Raw genomic sequence first — 23,101 nt, forward strand, 5'->3', positions numbered from 1 at the left:
TCGTTCCTGTATCACATGGACAACAACCAGGTCGTGGTCGGCTTCGTGGTGGGCCTCGGCTACACGAACCCGTACCTGTCGCCGTTCGAGGAATTCCAGCGCTACAAGACGCATCCGTCGATCCGCGCGTTCCTGGAAGGTGGCAAGCGCGTGTCGTACGGCGCGCGTGCGATCACGGCCGGCGGCCTGCTGTCGCTGCCGAAGACGGTGTTCCCGGGCGGCGCGCTGATCGGCGATGACGCGGGCTTCCTGAACGCATCGCGGATCAAGGGCAGCCACGCGGCGATCAAGACCGGCATGCTGGCGGCCGACGCCGCATTCGACGCGGTGCAGGCCGGCCGCCAGTCGGATGAGCTCAACGCGTACCCGGATGCCTTCAAGCAGTCGTGGCTGTACACGGAGCTGTACCGCGCGCGCAACTTCAAGCAGTGGATGGCCAAGGGCCTGTATCTCGGCACGCTGATGGTCGGGCTCGAGCAGAAGGTGATGGGCGGCAACGTGCCGTGGACGCTGCACCACAAGCATGCGGACCACGAGATGCTGAAGCCGGCGTCGCAATGCCAGCCGATCGAGTATCCGAAGCCGGACGGCAAGCTGACGTTCGACCGTCTGTCGTCGGTGTTCATCTCGAACACGAACCACGAGGAGAACCAGCCGGCGCACCTGACGCTGAAGGATGCAAACGTGCCGGTGAACGTGAACCTGCGCACGTACGCGGGGCCGGAGGGGCGCTTCTGCCCGGCGGCGGTGTATGAATTCGTGAAGAACGACGACGGCAGCGACCGCCTGGTGATCAACGCGCAGAACTGCGTGCACTGCAAGACCTGCGACATCAAGGACCCGACGCAGAACATCGTGTGGGTCACGCCGGAAGGCGGCGGCGGGCCGAACTACCCGAACATGTAACGCAACGCATCCCCGCGCCTGCGGGCGCGAACGAACCGGAGTGAGACGATGAGCAATGCAGCGAAAGAAGTCGTGGTGGTGAGCGGTGTTCGTACCGCGATCGGTGATTTTGGCGGCAGCCTGAAGGATTTCTCGCCGACCGACCTCGGTGCGAAGGTGGTCGCCGAAGTGCTGTCGCGGGCGAACGTGCCGGGCGACGCAGTCGGGCATGTCGTGTTCGGCCACGTCGTGAACACCGAGCCGAAGGACATGTATCTCGCGCGCGTCGCGGCGATCAACGGCGGCGTGGCGCAGCACACGCCCGCGCTGACCGTGAACCGCCTGTGCGGTTCGGGCCTGCAGGCGATCGTATCGGCCGCGCAGACGATCATGCTCGGCGACGCCGACATCGCGATCGGCGGCGGCTCGGAAAGCATGAGCCGCGCCCCGTACACCGTGCCGGCCGCGCGCTTCGGCCAGCGCATGGGTGACGGCAAGCTCGTCGACATGATGCTCGGCGCGCTGCACGACCCGTTCCAGACGATCCACATGGGCGTGACGGCAGAGAACGTCGCGGCGAAGTACGGCATCTCGCGCGACGCGCAGGATGCGCTGGCGCTCGAATCGCATCGTCGCGCGGCGCGCGCGATCGCGGAAGGGCGCTTCAAGGACCAGATCCTGCCGATCTCGATCCGCACGAAGAAGGGTGAAGTTGCGTTCGACACCGACGAGCACGTGCGCCTCGAAGCCAGCGCGGATGATTTCTCGAAGCTGAAGCCGGTGTTCCAGAAGGAGAACGGCACGGTGACGGCCGGCAATGCGTCGGGCATCAACGATGCGGCTGCCGCCGTGCTGATGATGAGCGCGGACGCCGCGCGCGCGCAGGGCGTGAAGCCGCTCGCCCGCCTCGTCGCGTATGCGCACGCGGGTGTCGATCCGGCGTACATGGGCATCGGCCCGGTGCCGGCCACGCAGAAGGCGCTCGAACGCGCGGGCCTGAAGATCGGCGATCTCGACGTGATCGAGGCGAACGAGGCGTTCGCGGCCCAGGCGTGCGCGGTCACGCAGGAGCTCGGCCTCGATCCGGCGAAGGTCAACCCGAACGGCTCGGGCATCTCGCTCGGTCACCCGATCGGTGCGACCGGCGCGCTGATCACGGTCAAGGCGCTGTACGAACTGAAGCGCATCGGCGGGCGTTACGCGCTCGTGACGATGTGTATCGGCGGCGGCCAGGGGATTGCTGCGATCTTCGAGAACATCTGATAATCGAACGCTCAGCACCCGAATACACAGGAAACTTCATGGCCATCGAAACTGTCGGCGTCGTGGGCGCCGGAACCATGGGCAACGGCATTGCGCAGACCGCCGCCGTTGCGGGTCTCAACGTCGTGATGATCGACGTCAGCGACGCGGCGCTCGAGAAGGGCGTCGCGACGCTGAAGGGCAGCCTCGAGCGGCTCGTGTCGAAGGACAAGCTCGACGCCGCCACGCGCGATGCGGCGCTGGCGCGCATCACGACGTCGACCGACTACGCGAAGCTCGCAGCGGCCGATATCGTGATCGAAGCCGCGACCGAGAACGTCGAGCTGAAGGGCCGCATCCTGAAGCAGATCGAGTCCGTCGCACGGCCCGAGGCGATCATCGCGACCAACACGTCGTCGATCTCGATCACCGCGCTTGCTGCGCCGCTCGCCGATCCGGCGCGCTTCGTCGGCATGCACTTCTTCAACCCGGTGCCGCTGATGCCGCTCGTCGAGATCATCCGCGGGCTGCAGACGAGCGACGCGACCGCGTCGGCGGTGCGCGAGCTGACCGAGCGTTTCGACAAGTCGCCGATCGGCGTGCGCAATTCGCCGGGCTTCGTCGTGAACCGGATTCTCGTGCCGATGATCAACGAGGCGTTCTTCGTGCTGGCGGAAGGCATCGCGTCGGCCGAGGAGATCGACGCGGGGATGAAGCTCGGCGCGAACCACCCGATCGGGCCGCTCGCGCTGGCCGACCTCGTCGGCCTCGACGTGTGCCTCGCGGTGATGGACGTGTTCGTGAAGGACTTCGGCGACCCGAAGTATCGTGCGTGCCCGCTGCTGCGCGAGATGGTGACGGCTGGAAGGCTTGGGCGGAAGACGGGGCGTGGGGTGTACGACTACAGCAAGTAAGCGGAAGGCTGGAAAGTCTTGAACGCGGTTGGCGAGTCGTGCCGGATGATGTCGTTCATCCGGTGCGGTTCGCCATCCGCGTTTTTCATTTAGGGAAGCGGCGCGCCGAATCCTGTCCGTCGGTTGAATCATTTCGGAAATCGATTTTAATCGTTAAATAATTAAGCCAATTAACGAGGATATCTTTCATATCGATTAAATTGACGTTTCAACATGTAATGTTATATCTTGGTTGCCCAAAAACAACCGAGAGAAAATAAAGTGGCAATAAACGAGGGGTTTCAAAAAAAATGCCGCTGGTCGGCCATCGTCGCGTGGTCGGTATTCGCCGGAATGGCCGGCACTGCGTCGGCCAATACCGAGCCTGCGCAGCAGACGCAACCCAGGCAGGCGCGCATGCCTCGCGTGCCGCAGAATCTGCCGGTGTCGCCCGAGCAGGCGCAGTACAACCTGCCGCTCAGCGAGCAGGATCGCGCGGCGCTGACGAGGCCTTCGCCGCTCAAGCAGCCGGCCACGCGCAGCACGCGCAGCACGTCGGGCGCTGATTGCCGCGACATGTCGGTGATGACCCAGTATCGCGGCACGGCACTCGCCGATTACATCGCGAATCTTCCCGATTACGAATGCCACTACGGCTTGTTTTCGGTCGATAAAGCGCAGGCCACACGGATCTTCAATGCCGAAAACGTGCACGCTGTCGCGAGTCGTTTCGTGCAGGAAATTCATCAATACGATGCGAGCAATTTGATCCTGGTCAATTTGCTGATTTATCTGCGTGCTGCTTATTACCAATATGATGTATCGGGCATGGCGAACCCGATTCCGAATCTCGCGGTGTCGCTGCGCCCGTATATCAAGCAAAGCCTGGAGGGTGATGCGCTCTATCGCGACAATTCGCGTGCGCCGAGCACCGCGAACGAACTGATGAAGCTCATCACGAACATGCGGGACGAAGCGTACTACCTGCCGACGCTGAAGAACCGGATCGCATCCTACACCGTGAGCGCGGCGAATCCGCAGGCGGCCGCGCCGCTGCTGCAGCGCAGTGCGGCGGGCGGCTTCACCGGCTTGCTCACGGTGTTCTTCTACGCGCACCAGCGCAGCGGCGCGCAGCCGATGCTCGACAGCGATGCGACGCTCCCGGAGACGCTCAACCGCTTCGTCACCGCGAACCGCGCGAGCCTGTCGAACACGAGCGCCGCCTATCAGCTGGCCGACGCGGCGCGCGAAACGTTTCGCTTCCTCCGCTATCCGACGCAGAAGCCGCGCGTGAAGAAAATGATCCAGGACATGCTCGCGTCGACGAGCATGACGGGCGCGGACAGCGATCTCTGGCTCGCGGCGGCGGAAGCGGTCGACTACGGCGATCCGGGCAACTGCGCGGACTACGGCACCTGCGACTACAAGAAGCGGCTGACCGACGCGGTGCTCGCGAATCGCTACACATGCAATGCGGGCGTGCGCATTCTCGCGCAGGACATGACGATGTCGCAGCTGCAGTCGGTCTGCACGGCGGTCGCGAGGCAGGACGACTACTTCCACCGGATGATGAAGACCGGGCGCAAGGCGGTCGCAGGCGATCGCAACGACACGATCGAACTCGTCATTTTCGATGACTACGCGAACTATCGAAAATACGCGTCGGTGATCTACGGCATCAGCACCGACAACGGCGGCATGTATCTCGAGGGCGATCCGTCCGCGCCGGGCAATCAGGCGCGCTTCATCGCGCACGAGGCATCATGGCTGCGGCCCGAGTTCAAGGTATGGAACCTCGAGCACGAGTTCACGCACTATCTCGACGGCCGATACGACATGGCGGGCGACTTCTCGGCGAGCACCGCGAAGCCGACCGTGTGGTGGATCGAAGGCGTCGCCGAGTATCTGTCGAGAAAGAACGACAACCCGGAGTCGATCGACGCGGTGCGCACGGGCGCGTACCGGTTCTCGGACGTGCTCGGCACGCGTTACGCGTCGAGCGACTACGTCACGCGCGCGTACCGGTGGGGCTACATGGCGACGCGCTTCATGTTCGAGCGCCATCGCGCGGACGTCGACACCATCGTGTCCCGCTTCCGGGTGGGCGATTACGATGGGTACGCAAACTATGTCGCGTACATCGGCAATCGCTATGACACCGAGTTTGCCGACTGGGCGCGCAGCGCGACGACGGCAGGCGAGCCGCCGGTGCCGGCGAAGCGCTGACCGGCACCGGTCGGCGCCGCGTGATCGGACGCCGGCCACCGTGGCGCCCGACGCACCCGAGAGGGCGACGGGAGCAGGAAGCGGCCCTCGAACGGAAATTCGAGGGCCGCGGCGCGTCGACCTGACGTGCCGCCACCGCGCTAGCGATCCGTGCCGGTATCGGCAACATAGTTTGCGATACTGAAGAAACGGTAATCGTCAAGCAGATCCGGCCCCGGGAACCCCTCCGGATGAATCCGCCCGTGAATCGGGCTGTCGGGGCGCAGGCCGGCCAGCGTCAACGCAAGCGTGAATTCGTTGAACGGCGCCATGAATTGACGCGACACGAAATGCATCCCCCAGTTGAACACCGACGGAAGCTGCTCGGTGCGCAACCACGTGTCCGGGCCGCCCGGCGCACGCGCGCAAAGATTCTCCGCCCACGGGCTATGCCCTTCCACGATGAGAAAGCCGTGCTTTGCGTGGGGCTTCCAGCGGGTCAGGAAATCGATGAGATCCGCTGCCGCCACGTAACCGGGAACGAGGCCTTCCGCATCGCTGTAGGCCACCTTGAACGCCCGCTTGATCGCGTCGAGCGCGATCGGCAGCTCGGCCTGATCCGATACAGTCAGGACGCCCGCGTAGTGCTGATCGACAACCGCGCGCAGGCGTGTGCGATCGACGCTGCGCAGATGGCGCTCGAGGATCGCTTCGGCGGCGTCCTTGCGACGAATGCTCAACCGGCGGTTGTGGACCAGGAACATGAAGGTATGCAACAAGTCGCTCAGTCGCGCCGGGCGCACGCTGCCGTCCGGCTGCCTGACGGTCAGGCCGCTTTCGGCCACGGCTTCGTCGTAGCGGTCGGGCCGGGATATGTCCGCGGCGATCACGCGGACCTGCACGCCGGAGACGTCCCTCAGCGCAGACAGCGTGGCGGCCGCGCGGCCGCGCGCGGATTCGTTGTAGTCCGCACCGATCACGAGCAGCGGATAATCCGCGAGGTGCCGGCCACGCTGCGTCGACGTGATCACGTATTCCGCCAGGCGCTTCAGCGCGCTGCCGTCGCCGCAGCCCATGTCGGCAATGCCGGCCGGCTGGCGGTCCAGCGGCGTCTCGTCGAACAACGCGCGCAGGATTTTCGTCGTGATTTCCTGCGACGCCGGCCCGGACCCGGCGCCGCTCGACGCATATACGTTCATCACGCGATCGATGTGGCCGTCGCTATCGATATCGAGCGGATCGGGGTTGCCGAACAGGAGCTCGTCGAGCAACGCATACGAACGCAGATAGGACGCGGGCAACCCCGCGTAAGGGGCGGCAATCGGACGATGAATCCGGCCCGACTCGGTGAGGCGCACCTTTTCCCGATCGATTTCCACCATGCCGAACTTGCACATCAGCGACCACGCCGCGTGCAGCACGACAGGATCGGCCTGTGTCCAGGCGCCGACCGCGACCCCGTCGGGCTGACCGTCGAGCTTGCCGAGGATGCCGGGCGCCGATTGCGAGTACCGGCCATCCGGCTGCCGGTCGAACACCGGCATGTCGAGCGCGACCCAGGTCGGGCCGAGCAACAGGCCGTCCATCGCCGTGCGCAACTGTCCATTCACCTGGCGCTCCAGATCGGTGGCCGGGAGCGGAAGCTCCGGCCAACCGGCTATGCAGATCCGCGCGAGCTGGGCATACAGCACGCTGTCGTCAGCCGCCATGCGCGTTCGGTGACACAGGGCGTGCAGATGCTGGAGCACCGACGTGGCATTCGCCAGTTGCTCGAACAGCGGGCGGGTGCGCTCGACGCACGCGACGACATATTCGCCGGCCGGGGTGAGCGCATATTCGGCGTCTTCGTCGCCGCGATCGAGGGTCAGCCAGCCGGCCAGGCTCAACAGGTTGAGGGCGCCCCACAGAATCCCCAGGTTACGGGTCGGGTCGGGCTGGCGGGACGTGGCGAACGCGCGCATCGAGCGGGGCGCTCCGGCCCGCAGGCCGCGGAACGCGCCGGCAAACACCAGGCGCGCCAGCGTCGGCACCAGCACGATGCCGTTCGCCCAGTTGCAACTGCGCGTGTAGGCCATCACGCGCTGGGCGTCGTGCCGGCCGATGCGCAGCGTGGCCGCATGCGTGTGTTGCTCGAGCTTGACCGGCAGCTCCATGTCGAGCACCTCGACGCCGATCGGGGTGCCGGCCGACAGGCCGAGCAACGTGCGTGTTTCGTCGGGATAGGCGTCGAGATAGTGTTCGAGTTGCCGGGCCAGTGCGGCGGTGGAATCGCCAAGGTTGAATCGGGCGTGCATGGTGGACGGTCTCACAGGGTCGAAGGTTGGGCTGCAATGGGTGACGATGCATCCGGATCGGCGTGCGCCGCGGCAACCGCCGGCGCGGCGCCGTGAGTCCGCGGCGCGAGGTGGGCGGCCAGCGCGCGAATGGACGGGTAGTCCCAGACCGCGGACGGATCGACGGTCACGCTGAACGTCTCGCTGAGTACGATCGTCATTTCGACGGCGAGGATCGAGTCGAAGCCGATTTCGGCGAACGTCGACTCGCGCGTCAATCGAAGCTTGCGGTGCTTGAGGCGCTCGCCCAGCCACGCGATGAGCCATTGTTCGACGGCATGAATCTGCTGACGCTCGAGCAGGCTCGCCGGTTCGTTCACGGTCGGGGTTGCGGCCGAACCGGCGTCGTCGTCGGCGGGCGCGTCGGGCGCGCCGGCATTGGCGTCCAGCAACGGGTCGACGAGTTGGCTGGCGCCCGGGATCGTTTGCTCGATCGAGCCGATCTCGAACCCGGTGCGCGCGGCCCAGTCGTTCAGTTCCGCTGTCGTGGGCAATGCGGATCGCCGGCCGACCTGCCGTTGCGCCGCCTCGATCGCGAGTTCGTACTGGCGCTGCGCCCAGCGCAGCGTGCCGTCGTCGATCCGCTGCTGCGCAGCCGCGCGTTCGATCACGGCCAGCAGCAATCCCCATTGCGCGATCGTGCCGAGCCAGTAATTGACCCAGACGGCGGCATGCGCGGCGCCGTCGAGTTTCGGCGCATTGGCGAGCCCGTCCTGCGCCAGCCGTGCGCCCAGCTCGCGCAGTTCCCTGGCCAGTGCACCGGCGCTCAGCGCACCCTCCAGATAGCGCGGCAAATCGTCGCCGCCGTTGAGCAGGCGGCTGCCCAGGTGAACCAGCAGCGTTTCGGTCGGCCCCTCGAAGATGCGGGTCAGGCGCGCGTCCCGGAAAATCTGCGGCGCGAGGTTGCTTTCGATATACCCCCGACCACCCAGGAACTGCATCATCTCGTCCGCGGATTGCGAAAGCAGCTCGGAGCCGAGCGTCTTCGCGATCAGGAGGCAGTCTTCAGGCAGCGCGACGCCGAGGTCCAGTTCGGTCGCCAGGTGCTCGACCAGCGCGTTGAGCCCGTCGATGCGGTCGCGCAGCTCGCCCAGGCGCAGGCGGCTCAGCGGGTTGTCCAGCAGCAGGCCGGTGCCGATCTGGCGCCGCGCGCCGTAGCGATGCATCAGCTGCGCACAGCGCTTCATTCCGCCCACGCAGACGGAGGCGATGCCAAGGCGCGCGATGTTCATCGCGTGCTGAGCGACGGCCATCCCTTGCCCGACGTCGCCGAGCCGGCATGCGTCGCTGATTCGTGCCTGATCCAGATGGAGCGAATTCTGGATCATGCCGCGCACGCCCATCGTCAGTTCCTCGGCGCCGATCCGCACGCCCGGCGTGCCGGGGCGCACCGCCAGACCGACCATGCCGGCACCGTCGGCCTGCTTCGCGAACACGTTGATGATTCCCGCCCATGCGGATGAGCCGCTCCAGCGCTTGTTTCCCGTGACCAGCCAGTCGCCGGAATCGAGGCGCTGTGCGCGGGAGGCGATCGCACGCACATGCGAGCCCGCGGCCGGCTCCGTGATCGCGAATGCGGCCAGCATCCGTCCGCTCGCGAGGCTCGGCAGCAATGCGTCGCGCAATGGCGGCTGCGCATGCTGCATGATCGGCAGGATCCCGAGCGTGTTGTTCAGGGCAACGAAGAAAGCCAGGGTCGAATCGATCGCCGCCAACTGCGCCAGCACGCGCGACATGTCGCGCTGGCCGAGGCCGAGGCCGCCATGCGAGCGGTCGATCGGCATGCCGAGCAGGCCCTGATTCCCGAAATCGAGCACGACGTGCGGCGGAATGGTGCGACGCTCGTCGATGGTTCGCGAATCGATCCGCGTGCGGGCATAGTGCCTGAGCCAGTCGTTCAGTTCGTCGACGGTGGCGCTGTCGACGCGCCGGTGATCGTTGGCTGCCGGCTGGTCGGCCACGGCTGCCGGATGCGCGGGCTGTCGGCGATCGGGCGCGCGTGTCGGTGCGCCGCCCTCGACGTCCCACTGCGCGAGGATCGTCAGCGCGCCGTCGTGCAGTTGCGTGCGGCACGTGCTGCGGCGTACCTTGCCGCTCGATGTTTTCGGCACGCTGCCGGGCGACACCAGCACGATCGCGCTCGGGCCGATGTCGAGGCGGTTCCAGATGGCCTGGCGAATCGCGTCGATGAAGCTGTCGAGATTGCCCTTGCGCTGCGTGCGCTCGACTTCCGCGACGACGATCAGGCGCTCCGCGTCGACCTGGTCGTCCATGAAGGCCGCGCAACCGTTCGGCACGAGCTCCGGCACGCCGACGATCAGCGCGTATTCGATGTCTTCCGAGTAGTAGTTGCGGCCGGCGAGGATCACCATGTCCTTGAGCCGGCCGGTGACGTAAAGCTCGTTGTCCAGAATGAAGCCGAGATCGCCGGTGCGCATGAACACCTGATCCCGATGGCCCGCCAGACTGTGCCGGAAGGTCGAATGCGTCTGTTCGTCCAGACGCCAGTAGCCGGCGGCGACGCTCGGGCCGGCCACGCAGATTTCGCCGATCGTCCGATCGGCGCAACGCGCGTTCGTCTCCAGGTCGCGCACGATCACGTGCTGTTCGCCGTCCGTGCGGCCCACGCTGACCAGAACCCGTTCGCCCGGACGATCCAGCGGCTGCTGCGACACGCCCAGGCATTCGCCGCGCAGCACCACGGATTGTTGCTGGAGGGCGGCCTGGTCGACGCATAGCGTCCGGATCGGATGCCGCTCCGTGCGACCGGCGACGTACAGCGTACCCTCCGCCAGCCCGTAGCACGGCAGAAAGCCGTCGGCGGCGAAACCCGCGGCGGCGAAGCGCTGCGCGAAATCGGTCAGGGTGCTGGCGCGCACCGACTCGGCGCCGTTGTAGGCGACCCGCAGGCACGACAGGTCGAGCGTCGCCAGCTGCTCGTCGGAGATCCGCCGACAGCACATCCGGTAGGCGAAATCCGGCGCGCCGGTCAGATCCGCCCGGTACTGGCTGATCGCACGCAACCACAGGTACGGATGCTGGATGAAGCGTTCCGGGGCCATCAGGACGCTCCGGAAGCCGCCGTAGAGCGACGTCAGGATCACGCTGATCAGGCCCATGTCGTGGTAGGGCGGCAGCCAGCTGACGATCGTGCTCTGCTCGTCATAGGCGAGCCATTCGCGCATCAGCCCCAGGTTGTGCATCAGGTTGCCGTGCGACACCATCACGCCCTTGGGGCTGCCGGTGGTTCCCGACGTGTATTGCAGAAAGGCGATCTGGGAGGGCTCCACGCTGGCGGGCGAATGCACGGGATCCAGCACCTGCGCGCCCCCGACGTCGAGCAGCGTGCTGCCGGATGCGTCGGTATCGGCGAGCCAGGTCGCGCAGCGCGCATGGTCCTCGGCCGAACACAGAATCGTGTTCGCGCCCGCGTTCTCGACGATGCCGGCGATCCGCACCATATGCTGCCGGTTGCGCGGCGGGTAGGCGGGAACGGCGATGGCACCCGCATACAGGCACCCCATGAAGGCGCTGACGTAGTCGAGCCCCGGCCGGCACAGCAGCAGGACCCGGTCGCCGATGTCGATCGCGTTCTGCCGCAGCAGCGCGGCGACGCGGCGAGCGCGTGCGTCGAGTTCCGCGAAGGTCATCGATTCGGGCTGTTCCTGTTCGGGCGGGCCGCTCAGGAACACGTAGGCGGTCTTGTCGCCGAGTGCGGCGGCCCGGTTCTGAAGCAGTTCGCTAAGCGTGGTCGGCAAAATCGCAGTGGTCATGTTGTCGTCGCAAGAGGAATGAAAACAGCGAGCAGCGGCCCGGCGCCGGGGCGGCGCCCACGCGTGGCTGCGGCGGGAATCCGAAGGCGGCTATTCGGCGCGATGGAACAGGTCGATCATGTGCATCATGCTTTTGAGATGCAGGAAATGCGGTACCACCCGTTCGCTCCTTGCCGCATAACGTGCCGTCCAGTGATGGGCCAGCTCGTGCGTGGCGGCGGCGTTGCCGCGTACCGCCCGCGCGTCGGCCTCGCGCGCATCGAGGCATGCGCGGGCGTGCCGGACGGCCGAGCGGGCGAACTCGCCGGCGAGGATGCCGTGGTGTCCCAGGGCGAGCCGCGGCGGTTGCAGTTGCTCGATGACATGTAGCGAGTGCCGATAGGCGAACAGGTCCTGAAAGACCAGCGGCAGCCAATGGGTGGCGCCGTGAAACTCGCCGAGCGCATCCGACACGAAACCGATGTCCAGCTGCGGGCAGTAGTAGCCGAACTGGCAACGGCTGTGGCCCGGCAGCGCGATCGTGCGAATCTGCATCCCGGCGCCGATGTCGAGCTGCGTGCGCGGATTGACCGGGTAGAACGGCAGGTCGGACAACTCGGTGAATTCCGCGTCGACGGCGGGCTGCCACGACCGCGAAGCATGCGTGTCGAGCTGACGAATGGTTCGGCAGGCCGACGGGCTCTGGAACGCATCGAACGCGTCGGGGGAACCGGATACATGAAGCCACGGCATGCGCGACTTGAGCGTCATCAGCAGGCTGCAATGGTCATAGTGCGAGTGGGTGATCAGCCAGTAGCGCAAATGCCGGATGCCGCCGAAGTCCCGCAGCAGGTCGTGAAGCTGCTGCCACACGAGCTCCGTCATGCCGCTCAGGCCGCCCTCGATCAGCGTCGCGGCCTCGTCGTTGACGATCACGTACAACGGCACGTCGGCCGTGCCGACGAGGGCCAGCCGCGGCTCGATCCATCCCGGGGAAGCGATCAGCATGTCGTTCAGCTCCGATAGAGCGCGCAGGCCCACGTCGCGCCCGCACCGTAGGTCACGAGGAGGTTGAGCTGGCCGGCCGGCATGCGGCCTTGCTCGCGTGCGAGGGCGAGCGCGACCGGAAACGCCGCACTGGCCATGTTGCCCAGCTGATCGACGGAAATCATGCACCGCTCGCGGGGCAGCCCGAGTTGCCCGATGACCGCGTCGAGGATGCGCAGGTTCGGCTGGTGCGGTACGACCAGGCCGATATCCGACAGCGTCAGCCGGTGCTTGTCGAGCATCTGCCGGCACGCGTCGACGATGCGCCGCGTGGCATCTTCGAACATCGGCCCGCCTTTCATCCGGAAATGGTGCCGGCCGGCCGCGAGGTCGTCTTCGTCGATGAAGCGCGGGCGTCGCGCGCCGGGCGCTTCGGTGCTGAGCAGGTCGAACCGGGTGCCGTCGGCGCCGAGCGTCAGGTCGATCAGCCCGTGCGCCGGGTGGTCCGTCGCTTGCAGCAGCAGCGCGGCGGCGCCGTCGCTCAACAGGATCGACAGGTTGCGGCCCGCATTGCTGGTGTCGATTCGCCGCGACAGGGCCTCGGCGCAGATCAGCAGCACGTTGCGGTACAGGCCGCTCGCGAGGAAATGGCGCGCGATCTCCATCCCGTAGAGCCCGCCGCTGCATTGCGCGCGGATATCGAAGCACGGAATCTCCCGCAAGCCGAGCCGGGGCTGGATGTAGCACGCCTGCGACGGATCGTGATGATCCGGCGACAGCGTATTGACGATCAGCAGGTCGACGTCGTGCGCCGCGACGCCGGCGTCGGCCATCGCCCGCTCCGCGGCCGGGCAGGCGAGATCCGCCAGATCCTGATCGGGCGCGAGATAGCGTCGCGCCACGACGCCGGTGCGTTCGCGAATGAACGCGTCGCTGGTATCGATCATGCCGGCGACTTCGTCGTTGCCGACGATCCGGTCGGGCAGCGCGTGGCCCATTCCGGCGATGACGAGTCGGGCGGTCATGCCTGCACCTCCTGCTCCGCCACGGCGGCGACGGCGTCGCCCGCATCGGTCACGACGGTTTCGCCCCAGCGCCACAATTGCGCGCCGAAGCCCCAGCCTGCGCCGGCCCCGGCAATCACGACCAACGAACCCGGCCGGATCACGCCTTCGCGGATCGACTCGTACAGCGCAAACGGCACGGCGGCCGACACGAGGCACGCGCAGTCGGCTACGCGAATCACGTATTGGTCGGGCTTGAGCCCGAGCCGCTGTGCCCATGCGCGCACGAGCAGCGCCGACGGCTGATGGAACACCATCGCGTCGACATCGGCGGCACGGGTTCCGCTCCGCTGCAACAGCTGCTCGACGATATCGGGAATGGCCACGGGCATGAAGCGGGCGATCGCTTCCTGCGCTTCGGGCTTGAGCGTGAAATACACGCCGAACGGGTTGTCGGCGTCGGTTGCGACGTCGTCGTCCGTCGCGGCGTGCGCGTGACGCCACTGCATCGTCACGAGGTCGTAGTGCGTGGCATCGCTGCGATACGCGGCATCCAGCCAGTCGGCGCCGTCGGGATCGGCTGGCTCGGCGACGAGCACGGCCGCGGCCGCGCCGTCGCCGAAGTTCGTCGACGATTTGCTGGTGTAGTCGACCACCGCCGACATGCGCTCCGACGAGCACACCAGCGCACGCTTCACCCGTCCCTGCTTGATGAGGTTGGCGGCGATCTGCAGTTGCAGCACGAAGCTCGCGCATTCCATCTCGACATCGGCGTCGAGCGCGCGCGTGGCGCCGAGCCGGTCGCGCAGCGTGCGTGCCAGGCGCGGCGCGAAACGGCGCTGGCCGTCCGCGAGCGAGACGAACGGCGACGTCATGTTGAACAGCACCAGATCGAGTTCGGCGGCCTCCACGCCGGCACGGGCAAGCGCGTCGCGGGCCGTGCGTTCGGCGAGCGCAAGCTCGGATTCGCCGGCGGCGGGATCGATCATGTAGCGCGATTCGATGCCCCAGAATTGCCACCATTCCGACGGAATGGGCTCGACGCCCGCGAAGACGGGATCGTCGTTGGGCACCTGGCGTGCCGGCAGGCGGCAGGCGAGACTTGCGATTCGGACGTTGTGCACTATCAGACCTCCATCGTGCTGCAGGCAATGCGCGGCCTGAACGGATCCAGCGTCATGGCGACCACCGTACGTTCGTCGTCACGCAACGACATCGAATGGGCGACGCGGGACGAGAGCCACGCCGGTAACTGGAACGGGTTCGGGATGTCCGCCGAACCGGCGACGACATCGACGTGGAAATCGCGGCCCACGCCGATGGCGATCGACGGCCATCCGCTCAACCACGATTCGCAGAACAGCGGAGTGGCGCGCCGGTCGCCGCGGCGCTGCATCGCGTCGACCATCGTGCGCACCGCGGTGGCCGCATAGGCCGGTTCAGCGTCGAATCGACCGGTTGCGGGATTGAACCGGCTCTCGAAGCGGGCCAGTGACAGGACGCCGTTCGCGCGTCGCGGGGGAAGGGCGTCGAGCGTCGCGAACGGGGGCGCGTCGAGATCCGCGTAGCGGCACGCATGGTCGCGTTGCCGGCCGTCAGGCGTCAGGACGATCGCGCCGGCGCCGTCGGCGAAGCCGCTCGTGGCTGCCTGTTCGACGTCTGCAAGCGCCTCCGCGCGAACGACGAGCGCGCGCCGGTAGCCGAGCTGCTTGCAATGGCTTTGCGCGAGATCGAGTGCGAGCGTCCAGTCCGCGTCGAGCAGATCGAACACGGCCGCATGCCGCGCACGCAGGTCGCGCTGCACCGGGTGCGCGAGCCGCGGCCCGGCGATCGTTGGCGAGTCCGCCATCCTGCTGGGCGAAATCGACAGGCTGACGATCAGATCCAGTTCCGACGGCAGGCAACCGGCTTGCCGCAGCGCCTGCCTGGCGGCGTTGATCGCGTAATCGTTGGCACAGGATTGCGCGGTGGTCGCGGGGTCCGGAATGGCCACCGCGGCTCCGAGAATTTTCATAGGGCGTGCTCGTTCTGGACGGTTTGATTCAGGGGATGCGTCGCGCCATGACCGGCCTGCCGGAGCACGGCGCGGCGCAATTTGCCCGATTCGTTACGCGGCAGGCCGCCGGCGTGATAGGTCATCCGATGCGGGCATTTGTACGGTGCAATCACGCTCTTGACGTGCTGCTGCAGTTGCGTCGTCAACGCCTCCGAGCCGTCGACGCCCGGTCGCAGCACCACATGCGCGCAGATGAGCGTGCCGCCCCGTTCGTCGATCTGTCCGACGACGGCACACTCGGCGATCGCGGGATGGCGCAGCAGCGCCTGCTCCACTTCGCCGGGTGACACCGTGTAACCGGAGCTGATGATCATGTCGTCGGCGCGCGCCTGATAGAACAGATAGCCATCCTCATCGAGGTACGCGCTGTCGCCCGTCAGGTTCCAGCCATGCTTGACGTAGTCGCGTTGCCGCGCGTCATTCAGGTAGCGGCACCCGGTCGGCCCCTGGACGGCCAGATAACCGATTTCGTAGGGCGGCAGGCATTGGCCGTGCTCGTCCACGACGGCAAGGCGGTAACCGGGCACCGCCTTGCCGATCGCGCCGTCCTTCGCGCCGGTGTCGGCCGTGGACGCGAAGATATGCAGCATCTCGGTCGCCCCGATTCCGTCGATCAGGTGCAGGCCGGTGCGCTCCTGCCATGCGTCGCGCGTCCACGACGGGAGCGCCTCACCCGCCGACACGCATTTGCGCAGGGACGACGCATCGTGCCCGTCGAGATGGTCGAGCATGGCCCGATAGGCCGCCGGCGCCGTAAACAGGATGCTGACCCGATGGCGGCCGACGGCGGCCAGCAGCCGTTCCGGGTTCGCTTTCTGCAACAGCACGACGCTCGCGCCGACACTGATCGGAAACAGCAGCAGCGCGCCGAGGCCGAACGTAAACGCAAGCGGCGGCGACCCGCAGAAGACGTCATCGGCCGTGGGCTTGAGCACGTGCTGCGGAAAGCAGTGGCAGGCCGCCATCACGTCGCGATGAAAATGAACCGTGGCCTTCGGTTCCCCGGTCGTCCCCGACGTGAATGCGATGAGACAAGGATCGTCCGCGCGCGTATCGGCCGCCGAGAATGCTGCCGAGTACCCGTCGAGCCAGCGCGCATGCGGATGCATGTAGTCCGTCTCGTAGCGCCGAACGTCGCCGCGCCACTGCATGCGTGCCATCGCCGCGTCGAGCTCGGCCGAGAGCCCGGCTTCGCAGATGACGTGCGTGACCCGGGCGCGCCCGATGATGGGCGCCAGTTCTCCCGCGCGCAGCTTCGGCATCGTCGCGACGGCCACGCCGCCGGCCTTGACCACGCCGAACCACGCGGCGGCCAGCATCGGGTGGTTGGCGCCATGCAACAGCACCCGATTGCCGGCCACCAGGCCCGCATCGCGGACCAGCATGTTCGCGATCCGGTTACCGGCATCGCGCAAATCGCGATACGACCACGTGATGCCCGACTCGGTCCTGATCGCAACGCGATCGCCCCAGCCGCGTTCGTCGACTGCGGTATCCAGCAGCGCGGCGGCGCAATTGAGAAACGGCGGGAACTGCAGCCCCGGCAAGTCGAAGACGAACGTCGGCCATTCTTCGGCAGGGGGCAGGTTCGCGCGGCAAAAGTCGTCCATCGTCAGCGCTCGCAAGAGTGTGAGTGTGAGTGTGAAGTCCGCGATCGTGGCGCTGCGCGGGCGGGGCCCCGGGATCGGGCCCGGCCCGTGCAACCTGAATCGCGATGCCAAAGAGACGTGGTCGGGGCGACGGGCACGGTCGCCGGGCGACGCACGGGGAGCCCGGTCAATCACATGATGGCTTGCCGGCCTTTATGGATTTATTCCATCTCATTAGATTCAAGGAAATGATCAATAATCGATCGATTTAATTCAAATTTCCTGGGTTTTTGAATTTGGCGATCGACTTGGTGGGTTTAAAAATGTGCCGTAAGCTTAGCGGAAGAAAAATCAGAAAGTAAACGGTCAAATGGGTTGGTGATCTGAATTATTTGCTGAAATCGATTCCATTGGTCATCGATATTTTATTGAATTATCGATTTTGGTTAATCATCGTTCGCTTTGTTGACTGCGGTGGCGTTTGGTCGTCGGGGCGCTGAATTAAGCCCCGGGACGTTCACCAAGGCGAAACACGCATCGCGTCACGCAGTAGATTGCGCACACGAGCGGTGAAAGCCCCGCGCTCTCGGGAGCAGCGGGGTATCGATTCGATCAGGATGGAAAATCAGGGATTCGGGCGTCGGGGGCTCGGATTGCGCCGTGACGGATTTTTTGTAATTGTATTAACGAATATTCAATTTCGAGTGATGAATGGGAATGCCTCGACTCGAGGAGGCGAGCACATCCTAGCCATCAAGCATCGATAAATCTTGCGGCAATGTTCGCTTGAACATCGCGAGAATCACGCGCGCCGCCTTCGGCGGCAGCGTGATCGCATGGCGCACGGCCGCCGCGATCTGGATCATCATCAGCTCGGCGAATGCGCTCCGTTGCGCATGCGGGGTGTCGGGCGCCACTTCTCCCAGCGCATCCGCGAACAACCCCGCCAGGAACGCCCCATCGGCCCGGTCGAGCGCCTGCAGCGCGCGGTCGGCCTGCGTGGCTCGCCAGATGTCGCGCATCAGCGGCTCGTCGACGAACATCCGGTAGTAGCTGTCCGTGATGCGGCCGAGCGTGGCGTGCAGGTCGTCGAGCGTCTTCATCTTCGCGAGGTCACGCCGCACGCAGTCGTGGCCAGCCTCGTTGTAGCGCTCCGCAAGCGTGCCGATCACAGCCGCCTTGTCCGGAAAGTACTGGTAAAGCGAGCCGAACGAGATGCCGGTGCGTTCGACGATGTCGCTCATCCGGAACGCATCGCAGCCTTTCTCGATCATCACCTCCGACGCGCACGCGAGGATGCGCTCGAACCGCTCGCGGCTGCGCTGCTGCGTCGGCACCAGCCGTGCGCGCGCCGGCGCATCTGCGGGATCCGCTGCCGCTGCTCCGGGCTCGCCGTTCGGCCCCGATTTTTGTCGGCCCATGCCGCCTCCAGAAAAACTTGACGTTGCTAATGCGAGAGTCTATCGTGTTTTTAAAATACGAGAAATTCTCGTGTTTTCATCAAAGGAGACGGTCATGTCGGCACTTCCCATCCTCATCGTCGGCGGTTCGGGCAAGACGGGCGCGCGCGTCGATGCCCGGCTGCGTGCGCGCGGCATCGCGACCCGGCCCGTGTCGCGCACGTCGGCCGTCCGCTTCGACTGGACGGTACCCAACACGTGGCCCGCTGCGCTTGAGGGCGTATCAGCGGCGTACGTGACCTACCAGCCCGACCTGGCCGTCGAAGGCGCGGTGGACGCGATCGCAGCCTTTGCCCGGCTTGCCCGCGAAAGCGGCGTCGAGCGCGTGGTGCTGCTGTCCGGGCGCGGCGAGCCCCGCGCGCAGGCCGCCGAGGCTGCGCTGCAGGCGTCGGGCGTGGATTGGGGCGTGGTGCGCGCGAGCTGGTTCAACCAGAACTTCTCCGAGGGCTACCTGATCGACGGCGTGCTGGCCGGTGAAGTCGCGCTGCCGGCCGGCGCGGTGCGCGAGCCGTTCGTCGATGCGGACGACATCGCGGACGTCGCCGTGGCCGCGCTCACCGATGCGCGCTTCGCGAACCGCGTGATCGAGGTCACGGGGCCGCGCGCGCTGACGTTCGCCGAAGCGGTCGGCGAAATCGCACGGGCCGCTGGCCGGCCGATCGTCTATCGCGAGATTCCGGCCGATGCGTTCGTCGCCGGATTGCGCGAGGTCGGCGTGCCGGAGCCGATCGTCGCGCTGCTCGACGATCTGTTCAGCGTGGTGCTCGACGGGCGCAACAGCGCGGTGACGCGCGGTATCGAAGCGACGCTCGGGCGGCCGGCGCGCGATTTCGCCGACTATGCGCGTGCGACGGCCGCCACCGGCGTGTGGAGCGCACGATCATGAGCGCGTTCGTGACCGCCGCATTGCTGTGGGGCTCGGCCATCGGCTGCGGGCTGATGGCCGGCGTGTATTTCGCGTTCTCGACGTTCGTGATGACGTCGCTTGGACGGATCGCGCCGCAGGCCGGTGTGGCCGCGATGAACGCGATCAACGTCGACATCGTGCGTTCGCCGTTCATGCCGCTGTTCCTCGTCACGACGCTGATGGCGCTTGCACTGGTCGTGCTCGCGCTGTTCGATCGCGAGCAACCGGGCGCGATGGTGGCGGTCGCGGGCGGCGTGCTGTACGTGTTCGGGATGTTCGCGGTGACGATGGCCGTCAACGTGCCGCTCAACGATGCGCTCGCCGCGGCCGATCCGTCGACCGCGCAGGGCGCGGCGCTGTGGACGCGCTACGTGCACGACTGGACGAAGTGGAATCACGTGCGCACGGTGGCGTCCGCGGCCGCGTGCGCGTTTTTCATCGCGGGGATTGCGGCGCGGTAGAAGGGGGCGAGAGACGCCCTACGCATAAAACGCCGACGGCGACACGCCGAAATGCCGCTTGAACATCGCGGAGAACGCGCTCTGGCTGCTGTAGCCGTGATCCATCGCGACGGTCAGCACCTTCTCGCCGTGCGCGAGGCGCTTGAGCGCGAGCAGCAGCCGCGCCTGTTCGCGCCAGCGGCGGAAGCTGAGCCCCGTCTCGCGCCGGAACGCGCGATGGAGCGTGCGGACCGACAGGCCGAGCAGGTCGGCCCATTCGGCGATCGTGCGCAGGTCGTCGGGCGCGGCGACGAGCGCGTCGCAGATCGTGCGCAGGCGCGGGTCGTGCGGCCACGGCAGGTACAGCGGCAGCAGCGGCGCGACCGTCACCTCGGCGAGCAGCAGGTGCATCAGGTGATCGTGGCGCGAGCCCGGCGCATAGTCGAGCGGCACGTCCACGGCGGCGAGGATCAGCTCGCGCAGCAGCGGATGCACTTCCACGACGCAGCTCCGCGCGGGCAGGTGTTCGACCGCGCCCGGCTCGACGAACACGGTGCGCATCTGCACGTCGCCGCTCATCTGCACCGTGTGGTCGAGACCGGCTTCGAGCCACACGCCGCGCGTCGGCGGCACGACCCACGACGCGCCTTCGGACTGCACGTGCATCACGCCCTCGATCGCATAGAGCAGTTGCGCGCGGCGATGCCGGTGCGGCGCGATCGACGTGCCGTGCGCGTACGTCGCGGCCATCGCCGATACGGGCATCGGCGTCGATTCGAAGCGCAGGTGGGCACCGGGCGGGGTGGACTCGAGTGTCCGATTGGCGACAAGTCGTGACATTTTGGCGAGAGACAGGCGGTTGGGCGGGCGGGCACGATGGCGTTCCGATCCACGCCAGACCCCTGTCAGGATATTAATCCGTCAAATGCGATGAACAAGTCTCCTTTTCTGTTTCCCTTCTGCGCGATCGCGCTGTGGGCCGGCAACGTGGTCGTGTCGAAGCTGTCGGCGTCGACGATCGACCCGTCGGCGATCACCTTCTACCGGCTGCTGCTCGCCGTCGCGCTGATGAGCGTGTTCACGCTGCGCCCCGCGTGGCGCAATCGCGCGGCGCTCGCCGCGCATCTCCCGAAGCTCGCGGTGCTCGGCTTTCTCGCGATGGCGCTGTTCCAGAGCCTGTCCTACCAGGCCGCGAAGACGACCAGCGCGACCAACATGGCGATCATCACGGCGCTCGTGCCGCTGATGACGATGCTGCTCAGCTCGCTGCTGCTCGGCGATCCGCCGGGCGCAGGCATGGTCGGCGGCGGCGTGCTGTCGCTCGCGGGCGTCATCTACCTGATCGCCGACGGGCATCCGACGACGATCGCCGCGCACGGCGTGCACACGGGCGACCTGCTGATGCTGGCCGCGTCGGCCGCCTATGCGTTGTACGGCGTGCTGCTCAAGCGCTGGCGCATCGGTGCGCTGCCGGCGTGGCAGTCGACCTACGTGCAGGCGCTCGCCGCGCTCGTCTTCATGGTGCCGATGCTGCTGCGCTTGCCCGGGCAGGCGGCGTGGCCCACGCGTGCGAGCGTGCCGCTGATCCTGTATGCCGGCGTGCTGGCGTCGGTCGTGCTGCCGTATCTGTGGATGCAGGGCGTGCGGCTGCTCGGCCCGAGCCGTTGCGCGATGTACATGAACCTGCTGCCGGTGATGACGGCCGGCGGTGCGATCGTGCTGCTCGGTGAATCGCTGCGGCTGTATCACCTGATCGGCGGCGGCGTGGCGCTCGTCGGCGTGGCGATCGCGCAGCGGTTTCCGTTCCAGGCGAGCGCATCGCAAGGGGTGCGGCAATGAGCGGCGATCGCGACATGCAGAACCTGATGGCCGCGCTGCCGGACGCGCGCGCCTCCGTGGAGGGCCCGGCGCTCACGCACCAGCTTGAACGGATCGCGACCGCGCTCGAAGCGCTCGCGGGCACCGGCCAGCCGGCGCCCGTCGATTTCGACGCGGCCGTTGCATTCCGCTGGCGCGGCTTCGACGGCGGGCCGCGAGCGGCGCCGCTCGAGCCGGTCGCGGCGCCCGCGCTCATCGCGTTCGATGCGCTGCGCAACGTCGAGCGGCAGGTGGCAATCGTAGAACGCAACACGCGGCAGTTCGTGCGCGGCTTCGCGGCGAATCACGTGCTGTTGACAGGCGCGCGCGGCACCGGCAAGTCGTCGATCGTGGCTTCGGAATCCGGGTGACGTTCTACGGGTTCACCCAGGACGCGTATCTGGCTGTTGTCGAAAGCCGGCTTGGCGACGCCGGGTTCGATGCGGAGCAGATTCGCGCCGCGCGCGAACCGGCGCTGCAGTGGGCGCTGGAACGCGGTGCGCGGTCGGGGCGGATTGCCGTGCAGTTCGTGCGGGATTATGCGGGGCGGCTGGCGGAAGAAAGTGACGCGGATGAGAGCGCACGCGCGTTGCGAGCAAGCTGAGTGGGGCGTTACAACACCCGCTCCGACAACACCCGGAACGCGACGTCCGGCACGACGAAGCACATCGGCTCGCCGGTCGCGCCAATGCGCGCGAGGAACTCGCCGCCGCCAACGGGTTCGACCGGTTTCAGCGGCCGGACCGCGTCGATATCGATCGGCAGGTCGATCGACGCATGCGCGAGGCGGTCGCAGTCGGCGACATGCGCGACGGCCGCGTGCTGCAGCGACAGGTAGGCGACGGCGTCGCGCCAGCTTTCGAAGAACGGCGCGAACGCCGCAGGCAGCGTGTCGTCATCCGACATGGCCGCCGAGCAATGAAAATCGGGCGCGCTCCCGCTCCCGCCCGACAGCCGCGTTCGATACCGTCCATCCTGCACTGTGTGCGTGAAGCGCTCGGCGAGATGCGACGGCAGCGCATCGCTGAAGAGCCGGCTGCCGAGCGCATAGAGCGGATGATCGAACACGTTCTTGACGAACAGCACCGTGCGATCGGCCGGCACGCCGCCCGGCAACGCATCGACATAAAGCCGCCAGTTGCTCTGCAGCGGCGACGGGAACACGCGTCGCAGCGGGCCCGCGATACGCGGGCCGAAATGACGGTGCGCATAGGTGAGGATCGTGAACGGCGTGCGGCCATCGCGGCTCGCGAGCGTGACGCCATGCGGCACCAGATGCGCGACGGCGGCGACATCGACGAGCCACGTGCAGTACACGACGTTCTCGACCTCGCTCGCGAGCTGCAGAAACGGCAGGCGCGACAGCAGCGCGCGGCGTGAGCGCAGCAGCGGGCGGCTCGCGACGAGCCGGTTGGCGAGGCGGCCGACGGGGCCGGCGGATGGGGAAACGAAGGCGTTGTCGTGGAGCATGAGCGGCATTGTGCCGGTGGT

Annotated in this window: 17 protein-coding genes and 1 pseudogene; 8 read left to right on the forward strand and 10 right to left on the reverse strand. The window is 66.8% G+C overall.

The genetic code is table 11. The features are described 5' to 3' along the window. The 4 genes from FFS49_RS38850 to FFS49_RS38865 form a co-directional block, all read left to right on the forward strand. The coding region (locus FFS49_RS38850; protein WP_137951058.1) for an electron transfer flavoprotein-ubiquinone oxidoreductase at window positions 1-906 on the forward strand (906 nt) is incomplete at its 5' end. 48 nt (window positions 907-954) lie between these two features. Then, complete coding sequence (gene bktB, locus FFS49_RS38855; protein ID WP_039364675.1) at window positions 955-2,148, forward strand: beta-ketothiolase BktB; 1,194 nt, start codon at window positions 955-957, stop codon at window positions 2,146-2,148. A gap of 38 nt (window positions 2,149-2,186) precedes the next feature. Further along, window positions 2,187-3,041, forward strand: coding sequence for a 3-hydroxybutyryl-CoA dehydrogenase (locus FFS49_RS38860; protein ID WP_039364674.1), 855 nt, complete (start codon window positions 2,187-2,189; stop codon window positions 3,039-3,041). A 261-nt stretch (window positions 3,042-3,302) separates the two neighbouring features. After that, window positions 3,303-5,246 (forward strand): collagenase, encoded by a 1,944-nt coding sequence (locus tag FFS49_RS38865; protein ID WP_171026906.1) that lies wholly within the window; start codon window positions 3,303-3,305, stop codon window positions 5,244-5,246. 140 nt (window positions 5,247-5,386) lie between these two features. On the opposite strand, the gene FFS49_RS38870 is transcribed toward FFS49_RS38865, so the two are convergent. The 8 genes from FFS49_RS38870 to FFS49_RS38905 all read right to left on the reverse strand — a co-directional run bounded on the left by FFS49_RS38870 (window position 5,387) and on the right by FFS49_RS38905 (window position 18,367). Beyond that, complete coding sequence (locus tag FFS49_RS38870; RefSeq protein ID WP_105817930.1) at window positions 5,387-7,519, reverse strand: class I SAM-dependent methyltransferase; 2,133 nt, start codon at window positions 7,517-7,519, stop codon at window positions 5,387-5,389. Between the two features lie 11 nt (window positions 7,520-7,530). Then, the gene (locus FFS49_RS38875; RefSeq protein WP_105817929.1) at window positions 7,531-11,331 is read right to left on the reverse strand and encodes an AMP-binding protein; all 3,801 of its coding nucleotides are present in this window, start codon (window positions 11,329-11,331) and stop codon (window positions 7,531-7,533) included. 90 nt (window positions 11,332-11,421) lie between these two features. After that, entirely contained in the window at window positions 11,422-12,318 is an 897-nt protein-coding gene (locus FFS49_RS38880) for an MBL fold metallo-hydrolase (RefSeq protein WP_105817928.1), read from the reverse strand. A 5-nt stretch (window positions 12,319-12,323) separates the two neighbouring features. Beyond that, window positions 12,324-13,322, reverse strand: coding sequence for a ketoacyl-ACP synthase III (locus FFS49_RS38885; RefSeq protein ID WP_105817927.1), 999 nt, complete (start codon window positions 13,320-13,322; stop codon window positions 12,324-12,326). Then, window positions 13,319-14,428: a 3-oxoacyl-ACP synthase III family protein gene (locus FFS49_RS38890; RefSeq protein WP_105817926.1), complete on the reverse strand. Its 1,110-nt coding sequence runs from the start codon at window positions 14,426-14,428 to the stop codon at window positions 13,319-13,321. The genes FFS49_RS38885 and FFS49_RS38890 overlap by 4 nt, the downstream gene beginning before the upstream one ends. Then, window positions 14,428-15,315: a hypothetical protein gene (locus FFS49_RS38895; RefSeq protein WP_105817925.1), complete on the reverse strand. Its 888-nt coding sequence runs from the start codon at window positions 15,313-15,315 to the stop codon at window positions 14,428-14,430. Before FFS49_RS38895 ends, FFS49_RS38890 begins: the two co-directional genes overlap by 1 nt. Beyond that, window positions 15,312-16,967, reverse strand: coding sequence for an AMP-binding protein (locus FFS49_RS38900; protein WP_105817933.1), 1,656 nt, complete (start codon window positions 16,965-16,967; stop codon window positions 15,312-15,314). The genes FFS49_RS38895 and FFS49_RS38900 overlap by 4 nt, the downstream gene beginning before the upstream one ends. Window positions 16,968-17,692: 725 nt before the next feature. Then, the gene (locus FFS49_RS38905) at window positions 17,693-18,367 is read right to left on the reverse strand and encodes a TetR/AcrR family transcriptional regulator (protein ID WP_071336256.1); all 675 of its coding nucleotides are present in this window, start codon (window positions 18,365-18,367) and stop codon (window positions 17,693-17,695) included. Window positions 18,368-18,461: 94 nt separating this feature from the next. On the opposite strand from FFS49_RS38905, the gene FFS49_RS38910 reads away from it, so the two are divergent. Together FFS49_RS38910 and FFS49_RS38915 are read left to right on the forward strand one after the other, a co-directional pair. Then, the gene (locus tag FFS49_RS38910; protein WP_105817924.1) at window positions 18,462-19,292 is read left to right on the forward strand and encodes an NAD(P)H-binding protein; all 831 of its coding nucleotides are present in this window, start codon (window positions 18,462-18,464) and stop codon (window positions 19,290-19,292) included. Next, window positions 19,289-19,774, forward strand: coding sequence for an anthrone oxygenase family protein (locus FFS49_RS38915; RefSeq protein WP_071336364.1), 486 nt, complete (start codon window positions 19,289-19,291; stop codon window positions 19,772-19,774). Before FFS49_RS38910 ends, FFS49_RS38915 begins: the two co-directional genes overlap by 4 nt. A gap of 18 nt (window positions 19,775-19,792) precedes the next feature. Here FFS49_RS38915 and FFS49_RS38920 read toward each other — a convergent pair whose 3' ends face one another. Continuing rightward, on the reverse strand, window positions 19,793-20,593 hold the full coding sequence (locus FFS49_RS38920; RefSeq protein WP_039362607.1) for a helix-turn-helix transcriptional regulator: 801 nt from the start codon (window positions 20,591-20,593) through the stop codon (window positions 19,793-19,795). 90 nt (window positions 20,594-20,683) lie between these two features. Here FFS49_RS38920 and FFS49_RS38925 point away from each other — a divergent pair, with 90 nt between their 5' ends. Together FFS49_RS38925 and FFS49_RS38930 are read left to right on the forward strand one after the other, a co-directional pair. Further along, window positions 20,684-21,592 (forward strand): DMT family transporter, encoded by a 909-nt coding sequence (locus FFS49_RS38925; RefSeq protein WP_105817923.1) that lies wholly within the window; start codon window positions 20,684-20,686, stop codon window positions 21,590-21,592. Between the two features lie 26 nt (window positions 21,593-21,618). Beyond that, window positions 21,619-22,214: pseudogene (locus FFS49_RS38930) on the forward strand (DUF815 domain-containing protein). Between the two features lie 8 nt (window positions 22,215-22,222). Here the strand turns inward: FFS49_RS38930 and FFS49_RS38935 are convergent. Next, window positions 22,223-23,089 (reverse strand): DUF2071 domain-containing protein, encoded by an 867-nt coding sequence (locus FFS49_RS38935; RefSeq protein WP_105817922.1) that lies wholly within the window; start codon window positions 23,087-23,089, stop codon window positions 22,223-22,225. Window positions 23,090-23,101 lie beyond the last annotated feature (12 nt).

This window comes from Burkholderia sp. 4NA327C6 (assembly GCF_005502655.1).
In the GTDB taxonomy this organism is placed as follows: Bacteria; Pseudomonadota; Gammaproteobacteria; order Burkholderiales; family Burkholderiaceae; genus Burkholderia; species Burkholderia contaminans.